Origin of the sequence: Bacillus sp. NMTD17 (assembly GCF_002998735.1) — a bacterium.
Classification (GTDB): Bacteria; Bacillota; Bacilli; order Bacillales; family Bacillaceae; genus Bacillus.
On the sequence record NZ_PVRH01000001.1, the window covers coordinates 247,644 to 260,415 of the forward strand.

Here is a 12,772-nt window from a genome sequence, read left to right on the forward strand (position 1 = left end):
TTTTTTAAAACCTTTTGAGTCTTTTCTCCGTCTAGTAAACGGAAAGCGGTGCAGCCGCCGTTTCCCAAAAGGAGATGACAAAAAGAAATGAATATGTCAGCAACTCATGTAGAAGATTTGAAAAACGTCATGGAAGACTGGAAAAATGAATTATTAGTATATAAATTTGCATTAGATGAAATGGATACAAAGTTTTCAATTATCAGCCAGGAATATAATTTAATCCATGGACACAATCCAATAGAGCATACAAAATCACGAATCAAATCCTTTGAAAGCATTGTAAATAAATTAGCAAGAAAAGGATGCGACATCACAACACAATGTGCCAAGGAGTATATCCATGATATCGCAGGTGTCCGTATCATCTGCTCTTTTATTCAAGATATCTATAATATTATGGATGTATTGAGGCAAAGAGAGGATCTAAAAATCCTTGAAGTGAAGGATTACATTCAACATCCAAAACCAAATGGCTACAGAAGTCTTCATTTAATTGTGGAAATCCCTGTGTACTTAACGAATCGTGTGGAGCATGTGAAGGTTGAGATTCAGGTGCGGACCATAGCGATGGATTTTTGGGCGAGCCTTGAACATAAAATCTATTATAAACTGCAAAACGATGTCCCTCATCAGCTGACCGATGAATTGAAGGAAGCGGCAGATATCGCCCATTACTTAGATGAAAAAATGCAAAATATTAAACGAGAAATTGATTAGCGCATAGAAAAGAGCAGCTGTTATATTCACAGCTGCTCTTTTTCATTTTTAAGGATTGGTGCCGCGGTCTCTCTTTTGAATGATATCTTGAGATTGTGCAGATTGGCTGTCTTTTTGGATAGAAGCGCCAATGGAAACACCTGTTATCAAGAGTGTCAAAATCGCAGTTGTGATAAACCATTTTTTCATCATACATCACTCCATATTTTTAACAAGTTTTTAAGGACAACGCCTTGTTCCAGAAATAAGTGGATTCTTCATGAAGTCCAAGATCCGTTAAGTAAGCAGCTGCATCCTGACAGATGGCTTCAAGATCGACAAGGAAATTCATAGATTCTAATTGATCACAATAAGATTTGATTTGCTCCATCATGTTGTCTGGCTGAAGCATAAGTGTTTCTAAAATGGATAATTTAAGTGAAATGTTTCGTTGTTTTAAATTTTCTGCTTTTTGTAGTGAAAGCTGTACATAATAGTGGAACAAACCAGGCTTTTTCAGCTTGAACAGTGCTTTTGTATAGGCATACATGGCAAGTAAGTAGCCGCCTGGAGAAGACGTTTCAAATGTCTCGATCAATAAAGCTTTTTCTAGGAGCGGCACAGCTTCACTGTATTCATTTCTAAGACTTTTAATAAAAGCTGCATTGCAATACGCGTGACCAAGTAAATCTGGGTCTTCCATTTGTTCTAGTGAATGAATTACTTCTTCAAATAATGACTCTGCCTCATCATATTTCGATTGATCAGCATAATTCAAAGCGAGCATCATTTGACAGCTGATTGATTTTTTCACATAACATGGATCTGCGTCATAAATAGATGAAGCCATCTTTAAGTGGTGTATGGAGAGAAGCGTGGACCTTATATTATAGTAAAGACACCCTGTTTTATAATGAAATTCTGCTTTTTCAATGTCATCGTGCACGAGATCTAATTTATCCTCGGCCAATTTTAAAAGGTGAAATGCCGTATCCTGATTGCCTCTGCGCATTTCATACATCCCTTTAAAGAAATAGAAATAGTAACTGAGCATGTCATCTGTACGGATCGCATTTTCATCAACAAAAAGACTATGATCCAACGAAGCTGTATCTTCGATGAGATCCTTAAAACGGTACTCTAGCAATTGATAGTAAAGTAAGACGTCTTGATTCTCTTCCATTCGATCAAACGCTTGAAGAATCTCTTCTTTTAGCTGGATCGCACCTTGTATTTCTCTTTTTTTCATCATGACATACCAGTCATTTAACATATTCGCTACATCAACGGACGACAAAACACCTGTTTCGGCCAATTTATATCCTCCTTTCTTCATCTATCCATCTAGTTCGATGTCCATTCATCTGAATTCACTTTCCATATTCAGTATCTTCTTATATTTTAAGCGCTCTCTTGCAATTTGTAAAACATGTTTTTTGATGTAAATTCAACCAGTTGTGAAAGAAATAGGGATCATTCATCTTTTTGTATGCGTTTACATATTTTTAGGTAAAAAGAGGGTTTTGGAAAAAATATATTACGATATCAATAGAGAGAAGAAGGTAATTCAAGAGTCTGTTTTCGTATGTTAGAAAAAACGGAGATTTTCAAGGTGATGTCTCGTTTTTTCGTAAGATTATCTCACATCATGATTGTGAATCACTCTTCTTTTAGAATAAAATGAGTTATTCGCAAAAAAGTAAAATTTAAAGAGACTATTGATCTAGTATTGTATGGATCTTTGGTATTGATAAAAAATATCACACGCTATAGATTTAGCGTGGTATAGTATTATTTGTATTGCGAATATTTAGACAAAACTGACAATAGGGGGTCGTGTTTTATGAAAAAATCGATGTTACTGATCATGGGACTCATTGTTGTGCTCGTCATGGCAGCCTGTGGATCAAAATCGGACAGCGGTTCGGGAGAAGGCAAAGGCACATATAAAATAGGGATAGATACAACATATCCGCCGTTTGAATTTGAAAAGGGCGGTAAATATGAAGGAATAGACGTTGATCTGATTAACGCAATCGCGAAAGACCAAGACTTCAAAGTGAAACTTGAAGCTATGGACTTCTCAGGCATTATTCCAGCAATGCAGGCAGGCCAGCTTGATGTAGGAATGGGCGGGATGAGTATTACAGATGAGCGTAAGAAGAAGGTAGATTTCTCAGATCCATACTTCGACGCTGGACTGACAGTTGTTGTGAAAAAGGACAGCAGCATCAAATCAATTGATGATTTAAAGGGGAAAAAGCTAGCTGTTAAAAATGGGACGACAGGTGCAAAATTTGCATCAGATAACGCAGATAAATATGGGTATGAAGTGGTTCAATTTAATGACAGCCCATCGATGTTCCAAGAAGTTTCAAACGGAAATGCAGATGCCTTAATAGAGGATTATCCTGTCATTACGTATGCAATCGCACAACAAGATTTAAAATTGAAAACAGTTGGAGACCGATTGAATGGAGACCAGTATGGTATTTCTGTGATGAAGGGGAAAAACCAAGACCTATTGAAAAAGATCAATAAAGGTCTAGAGAACCTAAAGAAAAACGGTGAATATGACAAAATTATTGATAAATATTTGAAGTCATAACACAAGCGAGGCGCGCTCCGAGCGCGCTTTCTTTATGTGGCACCGTATGTGAATTAGGGAGGGAGAAACATGGACACGATTATTAATGCATTTCCATATTTAATGGATGGTTTGCAAACCACTTTATATATCTTTGTTGTTGCCATCATTTTAGGATTTATCATCGGTTTGATTGTGGCATTATTCCGTCTGTCACCTTTTAAAATCTTAAACTTCATCGCACTTGTCTTTGTCAATGCCATTCGAGGCACACCATTTATCGTACAGCTATTCTTCATTTACTTTGGTTTGAATACACTTGAATTCATATCGCTTGATCGAGTGCCGGCAGGGATTATTACAGTAGCGATTAATGCAGGGGCTTATTTCTCAGAAATTATTCGTGCAGGAATTCAGTCCATTGATAAAGGACAAACAGAAGCTGCACGTTCCTTAGGTTTTACAGGGGGACAAAACATGCGCTTTATCGTCCTTCCGCAGGCATTCCGCCGCATGCTTCCAGCGATTACAAACCAAGCCATCATCAGCTTGAAGGACACGTCTCTCTTATCGATTATCGGAATCGCCGATATTATGCAGCGGGGACAAGTACAAGCATCGGCAACATTTGATCCTTTGAATGTCTGGCTCATTGTCGGTATCATTTATTTCGTGATCATTTATTTACTTTCTCTACTGGCTAGCTACGCAGAAAGGAGATTTGATATCAAATGAGTATGATTACGGTGAAAAATTTAAAGAAATCCTTTGGCGATCACGAAGTGTTAAAGGACATTAATGCAGTCATCGAGGAAAAGGAAGTAGTGTGTGTGATTGGTCCTTCTGGATCAGGCAAAAGCACGTTTCTAAGATGTCTCAATAAATTAGAAGATATTACGGCTGGCGAAGTCGTTGTCCACGGACATACGATTACAGATCCAAAGGTGAATATCAATAAAGTACGACAAGAAGTGGGGATGGTGTTTCAGCACTTTAATTTATTTCCTCATAAAACCGTTTTAGAAAACATCACGATCGCACCGATGAAGGTAAAAGGCGCCGACAAGAAGGCGGCAGTCGATAAAGCAATAGACCTGCTTGAAAAGGTCGGCTTAAAAGACAAAGCCAAAAGCTACCCTAACCAATTATCTGGTGGACAAAAACAGCGTGTCGCCATTGCAAGAGCCTTGGCAATGGACCCGAAAGTGTTATTATTCGATGAACCGACATCTGCTCTTGACCCTGAAGTCGTCGGGGATGTATTAGCAGTTATGAAACAATTAGCCGTCGAAGGCATGACAATGATTGTGGTCACACATGAAATGGGCTTTGCGAGAGAGGTAGGAGACCGCGTGCTCTTTATGGATGGCGGATATATTGTCGAAGAAGACAAACCGGAGGCTCTCTTTGGAAACCCGCAGCATGAGCGGACAAAATCATTTCTTAGTAAGGTGTTATAAAAAAAGAGTAAGGGCATATGGATGCTCTTACTCTTTTTCTTTTATGGAGCCTAAGAAATATCGCAGTTTATATGATGATAAAGGTAACTGGCCCCATTTCCTAGGAAATATTAGCGCTGGAAGAATTCGATCCATTCTTGGTCTGGGCCTCTGAAAAAGAAGTAGCAGTATCCATTTGGTAACGTCGTAATTTCTTCATCAATTAATTCAATTTGCAGCTTTTGAATACGATTGAATTCAGCATGAATATTGTCTGTTGTAAAGGCAAGATGATGGACCTTTCCTTCAGATGGCAGGTCGCTGCTGTACCCTTGGATGAGCTCAATTTCCGTTTCTGTCTCATCTTTAAAACCGAGAAATGCAAGCTCAATGACTCCGTTTGTATGAGTGATGCGATCCTTTAATTTCATGCCCACGACCTTTTCATAAAAATCAATGGACTGATCAATATTTGTGACCATAATACCTGTATGATCTAATCGTAATGTCGTCAAAAAAAGAGCCTCCTCTATGGTGTGTTGATATTTTTCTCCTCATCTTATCATAATAGGAGTAACGTATACATTCATATGATAGGATAGAGAGAGTCAATTTAGGATAAGGATGACACAAATGAAAAAAATCTCATTAAAACAAACATTTGCAGAACAAGTGAAAAAGGGATATCCGCTCATTTCCAAAGATGCTGTATCTCATGTAAGCGGTGTGAAAGAAGGCGAGCTGATTGAATGGGTGGATGAGCGAGGCGCCTTTTTAGGAAAAGGATATTATGGTGTACAAAATAAAGGAATCGGCTGGGTACTCACATTTGATGCCAACGAAAAAATAGACCAAGCCTTTTTTGTCTCCAAGCTTGAGCAGGCAGCGAAAAGCAGAACGCATTTATTTCGTGATGCGCAGACGACTGCTTTCCGTGTGTTCAACGGAGAGGGTGATGGAATTGGCGGCTTCACGATTGATCATTATGACGGTTTCTATCTCATCCAATGGTATAGCGAAGGAGTCTATACATTAAAGGCGGAAGTATTGGCTGCACTTGAGCAAGTATATCCAGACTATAAAGGCATTTATGAAAAGAAACGATTTGATACGTCTGGACAGTATATAGAAGATGATGATTTTGTGAAGGGAGAGAAAGGTGAATTTCCTCTCATCGTGAAAGAAAATGGCATGAACGTAGCGGTTTACTTAAATGATGGTGCGATGACAGGCATTTTTCTTGATCAACGTCATGTGAGAAAAGCGATTCGAGATCGTTATGCAAAAGGAAAGAGCGTGCTTAATACATTTTCTTACACAGGCGCTTTCTCCGTGGCAGCAGCGCTTGGCGGAGCGAGCCGGACGACAAGTGTAGATGTCGCAAACCGCAGTTTGAAAAAAACAGCTGAACAGTTTGAAGTCAACGATATAGATGTGGACGGGCAGGATATGAAAGTCATGGACGTCTTTAAATATTTTCCGTTTGCTGCGAAAAAAGGATGGACTTATGATCTTGTCATCTTAGACCCGCCATCCTTTGCACGCACGAAAAAGCACACATTCAGTGCGGCGAAGGATTATAAGAAGCTATTAAAAGAAGCCATCCAAATCACAGCTGAGAACGGCGTCATTGTGGCATCAACGAATAGCAGTGCATTTGGTATGAAGAAATTCAAAGGATTTATTGCGCAGGCCTTTAAAGAATCAGGGCAAACCTATCGTATCCTTGAAGAATATACACTTCCTGAGGATTTCCGTACAACGAAGAATTATCCTGAAGGAAATTATTTAAAGGTTGTCTTTATCCAAGCATAAGAAAAAGCCATTTTCCGATAAAGGAAATGGCTTTTTTATAAGGCAAACGACATGAGGAGAGGCGCTGCACATAATGTAATAATAGCTGAAAGAATCATCGACACACTTGAGATCGTCCCTGAGACGGAGCTCATTTCAAATGCCTTCGATGTTCCTGCCCCGTGTGCACCTGTTCCAAGCAGGACGCCCATGGCAATGTCATTATCAATACGGAAATAACGAATGACCATTGGACCGATGATTGACCCAAACAGTGCGGTTAAAATGACGAATACAGCCGTAACGGACGGCATGCCGCCAATCATTTCTGACACACTCATCGCCACCGGTGTTGTGACCGACCTTGGGACAAGACTTTCAATAAGGCCTGTATCCAAATGAAACAACTTGGCGATAAATGCTGTTGATAGGATCGCAATGACAGAACCACAAGCCACATTCAAAATAATTTCCACTGCATGCTTCTTCAGAATGTGAAAATACTTATATAAAGGAATGGCAAAAGCAACAGTCGCAGGCTGAAGCATATTCGTGAGCCATTTACCGCCTTGATTGTATGCATCGTAAGGAATGTTGACGATTAATAGCAAGACGACAAGGACAAGCGGCGTCACAAGTAATGGGGAGACATAGACCTTCGGATGCCGTTTATACACCGCTTTTGATCCGAGATATAAAAGAACCGTTAAGATCAGAAATAGTGCGCCAACTAACATAGCTTTTTTCGCTCCTTTCTTTTCGCAATCATTTGCGTCATGATACCAGTCGAGAGCATGACGACAAAGGTACTAAGTAAGACGACAAGGACAATACTTGTGCCAGATTGAGAAAGCAATGTTCCATAATCAATGACACCAACTGCTGACGGGATAAAGAATAGCAGCAGTTCTCCAAGCAGCCATACGGCGCCAAGTTCAATCCATTTTAATTGAATAATTTTAAAATGAAGTAATAAGAAAATGACCAGAATGCCTAAAATCGTGCCCGGAATTCTTAAATGCAAAAAGGCCGCGAGCACATTCATCAATTTCGCAAAAACAAACAAAGCCATAATCTGAAGGACAGCAATCAGCGGCGTTTTGAGCAATTTCACTTTCTGTTCACTCCTTTTTCTATATAAATTGTTCACTGTTTCACAAAAACATGACAACGTTCCAATTGATTAGCTTACTTTAAAGTGTACAGCACGTTCAGTTATAGGTAAAATACATATATCGAATAGTTAGTATTCCTTTTGTCTATAGGAAGGGTGAGTCATGTGGACATTAGACATTTAACATATTTCTTAGAAGTGGCGAGGTTAAAAAGCTTCACAAAAGCATCACAATCTCTTTATGTGTCGCAGCCTACCATTTCCAAGATGGTCAAAAATCTCGAGGATGAGCTGGGGGTGCAGTTGTTTTATCGAAATGGCCGGCAGGTTGAAATGACAGATGCTGGACAAACGATGTATACACAGGCGAGTGAAATCACACAATCATTTCAGAATTTAACGAGCGAGCTAAATGATTTAATGAATGTCAAAAAAGGACATATTCGCATCGGGCTGCCGCCGATGATTGGATCGAGTTTTTTCCCGAATGTCATGGGAGAATTCCGCCAGCAGTATCCAGATGTCACATTTCAATTGGTGGAGCACGGCTCTATTAAAGTAGAGGAAGGGGTCGAAGATGGTTCGTTAGATATTGGTGTCATTGTTCTGCCTGCAAATGATAAAATTTTTCATACGTACACCATTATTAAAGAAGACATGAAGCTCGTGACGCATCCATCACATCCGATGGCAGGTCGTGATAAGGTCTATTTAGCTGATTTAAAGGAAGAGTCTTTTATTTTCTTTCGAGAAGATTTTGTTCTGCATAGCCGGATATTGAATGAATGTATGAATGCGGGCTTCCGGCCCAATGTCATTTATGAAACGTCTCAATGGGATTTCATTAGTGAGATGGTAGCCGAGAACTTGGGAATTGGTCTTCTGCCTGAGCGGATCTGCCGTGATCTTGATCCTGAAAAGGTGAAAGTCATTTCCTTAAACACGTCGATCCCGTGGCATTTAGGAGTCATTTGGCGAAAGGATCGCTATTTGTCGTTTGCGGCAAGAGAATGGTTAAATCATACTAAATCCTATGTGTGGGGAGCAGAGTAAAAGGGAGGACGATACGGATGAAAACAAGCTGCGTGTCTCATTTATTGGAGAGGGTTCGAGCGGAAAATCCACTCGTTCATAATATCACCAATCAAGTCGTGACGAATTTTACAGCGAATGGTCTGCTTGCTTTAGGCGCTTCGCCAGTCATGGCAAATGCCAAAGAAGAAGTGGCTGAAATGGCGCAGTTGGCGGATGCACTTGTGCTCAATATCGGCACATTGACAAAGGACACGGTGGAGGCCATGGTTCTGGCTGGACAAGCTGCCAATGAAAATGGTGTACCTGTTCTATTAGATCCTGTCGGCGTCGGTGCGACAACGTTTCGAACGAAAGCGGCAAAACAGCTGTTAGAGCAAGTGAACATGACCGTTGTCAGAGGAAATGCTGCAGAAATGGCTCATTTACTTGGAGTGGATGGCTGGGAGTCAAAAGGCGTTGATGCGAAAGCAGCGAACGGAGATGTATCGGCACTAGCCAAACAAGCGGCAAGGACACTTCAGACCGTTGTGGTGATCACAGGAAAAGTCGATGTGGTGTCAGATGGAGAGGACGTGTTGTCTATTCATAATGGACATGAATGGCTCACCAAGGTGACGGGAACCGGCTGTTTACTGACGTCTGTCATCGGGGCATTTTGTGCAGTGGGTGAACGGCCTATTCATGCGTCAGCAGCTGCATTACTGTTTTATGGTGTCGCAGCTGAAAGGGCAGCTCATTACACTCAGGATAAAGGGCCAGGGGCGTTTCAAATGGAATTGTTAAATGCACTCACACACACAACTGGCGATGATGTGGTGACTATGGGGAGAATAGGGGGAATTTCACATGACAAAGGCTGATCAACAGCAAATCAAACAGCAATTATCGGTTTATTTTATTATGGGAACATCGAATACAAGCAGACCGCCGCTTGATGTCGTAAAAGAAGCCATTCAAGGCGGAATCACCATGTTTCAATTTCGAGAAAAGGGCGAGCGAGCCTTGCAAGGAGGAGAGAAGAAACAATTGGCTCGTCAACTTCAAGTGCTTTGCCAAGAAGCAAATGTTCCTTTTATTGTGAATGATGATGTACAGCTAGCGATAGACCTTAATGCAGATGGCGTTCATGTTGGACAGGAAGACACAAATGCAGAAGACGTCAGACAACGGATCGGGAATAAAATATTAGGTGTGTCTACGCATAACCTAGATGAAGTGAAACAAGCCATGAAGGACGGCGCAGATTATGTCGGCATGGGCCCAGTTTATCCAACAGAAACGAAAAAGGATACACGCAGTGTCCAAGGAGTATCTTTGATCACTGAAGTACGTCGTCATGGTCTTCATATTCCAATTGTTGGCATCGGGGGTATCACATACGACAATGCTGCACCAGTCATCCAAGCAGGGGCAGATGGTATTAGCATCATTAGCGCCATTAGCCAGAGCGCTGATCCAAAAAAAGCAGCAGAAAAATTGAAAGCACTTGTTGCATTAGAAAAAGCATCTCTTTAACCTGTAGGAGACATGGATTGACTCAATTCATGTCTTTTCTGATTTCAGGGAAAATAGACAGGTGAGAAACAATTGTGTACAATTAAATTGTTCGATTATTTTCGAAATGACAGGTAAATAAAGGAGAATGAACAATGGAAGTGCTCGATACGTATTTTCGCCGCTACGATGAAGCAGGAAAAGGACAGGAGCAAATGGATGAATTGCTAGCATTGTTTTCTGACGATGTCATGATTGTCTTAAATGGTGCCGAGAAGCCTGGCATCCAAGCGTTTACACAGTTTTTAAACACGTTTTTCCACGTGCATGAAGACATCAAGCATATGTGGGATGGATGGAAAAAAAGAGAAGACGGAAAGTATGAAACGAACTGGGCTGTTTGCGGGAAACTTTCGGATGGCCGTGTCTATACAGCAGAAGGAATTGACATTGCAGAACTGGACGACAAAGGAAAGATCGTTTATTTAGAAAACGTTCCGAAAAATCCAGAGTTATTTCAGCGCTATTAAAAAGCCGGCTCACTGCCGGCTTTTCCTTATGAATCAGTATCCATATGCATGCCTGTATGTGCCTTTACTTGAATTTCCGTAAAGGTGTCTTCATCTGCTTTTTCAGAGGAGAATATCGTGCCTAAGTAAGCGGCAAGGAATCCGAGTGGGATCGAGATAATTCCAGGGTTCGACAGCGGGATGAGCGGATCTCCTGTAAAGATGGCTGCTCCCGATGGGTCCCAGACGCTTGGACTGAGCGAGACGATGATCAGTGCGCTCAGCAGTCCTACTAAGCTCCCTGCAATGGCACCCGTAGAATTAAATCGTTTCCAAAAGACAGTGAAGATAATCAATGGTAAATTTGCACTTGCTGCCACGGCGAAGGCAAGTGACACAAGAAAAGCGACGTTTAAGGATTGGGCAAATAATGCAAGAATGATGGAAAGAATGGCCACGCCGATGGAAGCAAAGCGTGCCGCCTTCACCTGTTCCCGTTCACTCGCTTTCCCTTTGCGGATGATCTGACTATAAAAGTCATGGGCAAAGGCAGACGCTGCGGATAAGACGAGACCAGTTACCACTGCCAAAATGGTCGCAAAGGCAATAGCGGAAACAAAGGCAAATAATAAATCACCCCCAAGGGCTTGGGCGAGCAGAGGAGCGGCCATATTTCCTGCTGCATCTGCTGCTGTGATCGCTTCTGTTCCAACAAAGGCAGCAGCACCGAAGCCAAGGAAAACCGTCATTAAATAAAAAATACCGATGATCCACGTAGCGGATAGAACAGATTTACGCGCAGAAATGGCATCCTTTACCGTATAAAACCGGATCAAAATGTGCGGTAAACCTGCTGTCCCAAGCACTAAAGCAAGGTTCAAAGACAGTGTCTCTAAAGGCACATCATATTTATTTCCCGGGTGAAGAAATGCCCCACCGAGCGGGGTCGCTGTTTTCATCTCCTCAAACATCTTCAGCAGACTAAAATCAAACTTTGCAAATACAAGCAGTGAAATAATCAGGGTTCCAAGCATGAGAAGCACAGCCTTTGTGATCTGTACCCAGCTGGTAGCGATCATGCCGCCAAACACGACATAAATGGTCATCAAGACACCTACGACCAGCACAGCAATCCAGTAATCAATGCCAAGAAGCAGTTTGATTAATGCACCTGCCCCAACAAGCTGTGCAATCATATAAAAAGTAGAGACTGTGATTGTGTTAAACGCGGCAACCCCTCGAATGGCAGGACGCTTAAATCGTGCAGCAATCATATCGGCCATCGTATATTTCCCTAGATTTCGAAGCGGTTCGGCCACAACGTAAAGAACGACAAGATACGCCACTAGAAAGCCAATGCTATAGAAAAAGCCGTCAAATCCATTTAACGCGATCATTCCAGCGATCCCTAAAAATGATGCGGCAGACATATAGTCCCCGGCGATGGCAAGGCCGTTCTGAAACCCAGTCAAACCTCCGCCTGCCGTGTAAAAATCGCTCGCATTGCTCGTTTTTTTCGCAGCAAAATATGTGATGACCAATGTGAGCCCTACGATCGCTATGAATAAAATAAAAGCGGTCATGCTCATTCGTCATCACCTCTTGATTCAGTTTTTAAAGCGCTTACATATTTGTCAAACTGAGCTGCTTTTCTCGCATAAAGTCCACATAATACCCAAGTCATGACAAATTGTGTGAGGGCGAATAACCAAGCCCATGAGATCGCGCCAATTGCCGGCGTGTTCAAAAAGGTGAAGTAGGATGTAGCAACCGGAAGTGAAAAGTAAAAGAGAAAAAAGAAAATCGTCATCGGTACGATAAATCTGCGTTTTTCCTCGAGAAGTTTTCGAAAATCCTCTGAAGCGGCAACCTTCTTATAATGAACTTTTTTGTCTGCCATTGTTTCCTCCTTTGTACGAATTAGGGACAAGGTACTCCAATGCATATGAGACGATCTGGTTGTTTATGACAGTATATCATAAAAAAGGCACCCGAAAAGGGTGCTGAGCCTGATCAAAACATGACTTTATCTTGAGGTATTGTGTTAAGTCGAGAAGGGGCAAGCATTCTATTATATGAAATATCGGCCTTGGAAGAGTGA

At 41.4% G+C, this 12,772-nt stretch carries 16 protein-coding genes; 9 read left to right on the forward strand and 7 right to left on the reverse strand.

What is annotated here, in order from left to right; translation table 11 throughout:
- The first annotated feature begins 87 nt into the window (after window positions 1–87).
- Window positions 88–720 carry a GTP pyrophosphokinase YwaC gene (gene ywaC / locus C6347_RS01190; RefSeq protein WP_003215004.1) on the forward strand — a complete coding sequence of 211 codons (633 nt, stop codon included), beginning with the start codon at window positions 88–90 and terminating at the stop codon, window positions 718–720.
- Between the two features lie 48 nt (window positions 721–768).
- Here the strand turns inward: ywaC and C6347_RS19125 are convergent, their stop codons facing one another.
- Together C6347_RS19125 and C6347_RS01195 are read right to left on the reverse strand one after the other, a co-directional pair.
- A complete protein-coding gene (locus C6347_RS19125) occupies window positions 769–909 on the reverse strand; it encodes a hypothetical protein (RefSeq protein ID WP_162839379.1) in 141 nt (46 codons plus the stop codon).
- A 19-nt stretch (window positions 910–928) separates the two neighbouring features.
- Window positions 929–2,014, reverse strand: a complete 1,086-nt coding sequence (locus tag C6347_RS01195) for a Rap family tetratricopeptide repeat protein (RefSeq protein ID WP_060597562.1) — start codon at window positions 2,012–2,014, stop codon at window positions 929–931.
- A gap of 528 nt (window positions 2,015–2,542) precedes the next feature.
- Here C6347_RS01195 and C6347_RS01205 point away from each other — a divergent pair.
- The 3 genes from C6347_RS01205 (at window position 2,543) to C6347_RS01215 (ending at window position 4,746) form a co-directional block, all read left to right on the forward strand.
- Window positions 2,543–3,307, forward strand: coding sequence for a transporter substrate-binding domain-containing protein (locus C6347_RS01205; RefSeq protein WP_034660424.1), 765 nt, complete (start codon window positions 2,543–2,545; stop codon window positions 3,305–3,307).
- A gap of 69 nt (window positions 3,308–3,376) precedes the next feature.
- Window positions 3,377–4,021 (forward strand): amino acid ABC transporter permease, encoded by a 645-nt coding sequence (locus C6347_RS01210; protein ID WP_003215015.1) that lies wholly within the window; start codon window positions 3,377–3,379, stop codon window positions 4,019–4,021.
- On the forward strand, window positions 4,018–4,746 hold the full coding sequence (locus tag C6347_RS01215; protein WP_060597561.1) for an amino acid ABC transporter ATP-binding protein: 729 nt from the start codon (window positions 4,018–4,020) through the stop codon (window positions 4,744–4,746). Before C6347_RS01210 ends, C6347_RS01215 begins: the two co-directional genes overlap by 4 nt.
- Window positions 4,747–4,856: 110 nt before the next feature.
- Here C6347_RS01215 and C6347_RS01220 read toward each other — a convergent pair whose 3' ends face one another.
- Window positions 4,857–5,240: a glyoxalase GlxA gene (locus C6347_RS01220; RefSeq protein ID WP_034660421.1), complete on the reverse strand. Its 384-nt coding sequence runs from the start codon at window positions 5,238–5,240 to the stop codon at window positions 4,857–4,859.
- Between the two features lie 118 nt (window positions 5,241–5,358).
- Between C6347_RS01220 and C6347_RS01225 the strand changes: the two genes are divergently transcribed.
- Entirely contained in the window at window positions 5,359–6,540 is a 1,182-nt protein-coding gene (locus C6347_RS01225; RefSeq protein ID WP_106071310.1) for a class I SAM-dependent rRNA methyltransferase, read from the forward strand.
- 35 nt (window positions 6,541–6,575) lie between these two features.
- On the opposite strand, the gene C6347_RS01230 is transcribed toward C6347_RS01225, so the two are convergent.
- Both C6347_RS01230 and C6347_RS01235 read right to left on the reverse strand, forming a co-directional pair.
- Entirely contained in the window at window positions 6,576–7,256 is a 681-nt protein-coding gene (locus C6347_RS01230; RefSeq protein ID WP_034660418.1) for a CidB/LrgB family autolysis modulator, read from the reverse strand.
- Window positions 7,250–7,633: a CidA/LrgA family holin-like protein gene (locus C6347_RS01235; RefSeq protein WP_012011691.1), complete on the reverse strand. Its 384-nt coding sequence runs from the start codon at window positions 7,631–7,633 to the stop codon at window positions 7,250–7,252. Before C6347_RS01235 ends, C6347_RS01230 begins: the two co-directional genes overlap by 7 nt.
- Window positions 7,634–7,798: 165 nt before the next feature.
- Between C6347_RS01235 and cidR the strand changes: the two genes are divergently transcribed.
- From cidR to C6347_RS01255, 4 genes are all read left to right on the forward strand, one after another.
- Window positions 7,799–8,686, forward strand: coding sequence for a cidABC operon transcriptional activator CidR (gene cidR / locus C6347_RS01240; RefSeq protein WP_106071311.1), 888 nt, complete (start codon window positions 7,799–7,801; stop codon window positions 8,684–8,686).
- 17 nt (window positions 8,687–8,703) lie between these two features.
- Window positions 8,704–9,528 (forward strand): hydroxyethylthiazole kinase, encoded by an 825-nt coding sequence (gene thiM / locus C6347_RS01245; RefSeq protein WP_066031557.1) that lies wholly within the window; start codon window positions 8,704–8,706, stop codon window positions 9,526–9,528.
- Window positions 9,515–10,183, forward strand: coding sequence for a thiamine phosphate synthase (thiE, locus tag C6347_RS01250; protein WP_106071312.1), 669 nt, complete (start codon window positions 9,515–9,517; stop codon window positions 10,181–10,183). The genes thiM and thiE overlap by 14 nt, the downstream gene beginning before the upstream one ends.
- Window positions 10,184–10,317: 134 nt before the next feature.
- Complete coding sequence (locus C6347_RS01255; RefSeq protein WP_060597556.1) at window positions 10,318–10,692, forward strand: nuclear transport factor 2 family protein; 375 nt, start codon at window positions 10,318–10,320, stop codon at window positions 10,690–10,692.
- 26 nt (window positions 10,693–10,718) lie between these two features.
- Here C6347_RS01255 and C6347_RS01260 read toward each other — a convergent pair whose 3' ends face one another.
- Both C6347_RS01260 and C6347_RS01265 read right to left on the reverse strand, forming a co-directional pair.
- Window positions 10,719–12,260: a solute symporter family protein gene (locus tag C6347_RS01260; protein ID WP_034660414.1), complete on the reverse strand. Its 1,542-nt coding sequence runs from the start codon at window positions 12,258–12,260 to the stop codon at window positions 10,719–10,721.
- On the reverse strand, window positions 12,257–12,571 hold the full coding sequence (locus tag C6347_RS01265; RefSeq protein WP_034660734.1) for a DUF485 domain-containing protein: 315 nt from the start codon (window positions 12,569–12,571) through the stop codon (window positions 12,257–12,259). The genes C6347_RS01260 and C6347_RS01265 overlap by 4 nt, the downstream gene beginning before the upstream one ends.
- Window positions 12,572–12,772 lie beyond the last annotated feature (201 nt).

Coding starts and splice junctions, on each gene's coding strand:
- ywaC (WP_003215004.1), top strand. CDS start 88: ATGAATATGTCAGCAACTCATGTAGAAGATTTGAAAAACGTCATGGAA.
- C6347_RS19125 (WP_162839379.1), bottom strand. CDS start 909: ATGAAAAAATGGTTTATCACAACTGCGATTTTGACACTCTTGATAACA.
- C6347_RS01205 (WP_034660424.1), top strand. CDS start 2,543: ATGAAAAAATCGATGTTACTGATCATGGGACTCATTGTTGTGCTCGTC.
- C6347_RS01210 (WP_003215015.1), top strand. CDS start 3,377: ATGGACACGATTATTAATGCATTTCCATATTTAATGGATGGTTTGCAA.
- C6347_RS01215 (WP_060597561.1), top strand. CDS start 4,018: ATGAGTATGATTACGGTGAAAAATTTAAAGAAATCCTTTGGCGATCAC.
- C6347_RS01225 (WP_106071310.1), top strand. CDS start 5,359: ATGAAAAAAATCTCATTAAAACAAACATTTGCAGAACAAGTGAAAAAG.
- C6347_RS01230 (WP_034660418.1), bottom strand. CDS start 7,256: ATGTTAGTTGGCGCACTATTTCTGATCTTAACGGTTCTTTTATATCTC.
- thiM (WP_066031557.1), top strand. CDS start 8,704: ATGAAAACAAGCTGCGTGTCTCATTTATTGGAGAGGGTTCGAGCGGAA.
- thiE (WP_106071312.1), top strand. CDS start 9,515: ATGACAAAGGCTGATCAACAGCAAATCAAACAGCAATTATCGGTTTAT.
- C6347_RS01255 (WP_060597556.1), top strand. CDS start 10,318: ATGGAAGTGCTCGATACGTATTTTCGCCGCTACGATGAAGCAGGAAAA.
- C6347_RS01260 (WP_034660414.1), bottom strand. CDS start 12,260: ATGAGCATGACCGCTTTTATTTTATTCATAGCGATCGTAGGGCTCACA.
- C6347_RS01265 (WP_034660734.1), bottom strand. CDS start 12,571: ATGGCAGACAAAAAAGTTCATTATAAGAAGGTTGCCGCTTCAGAGGAT.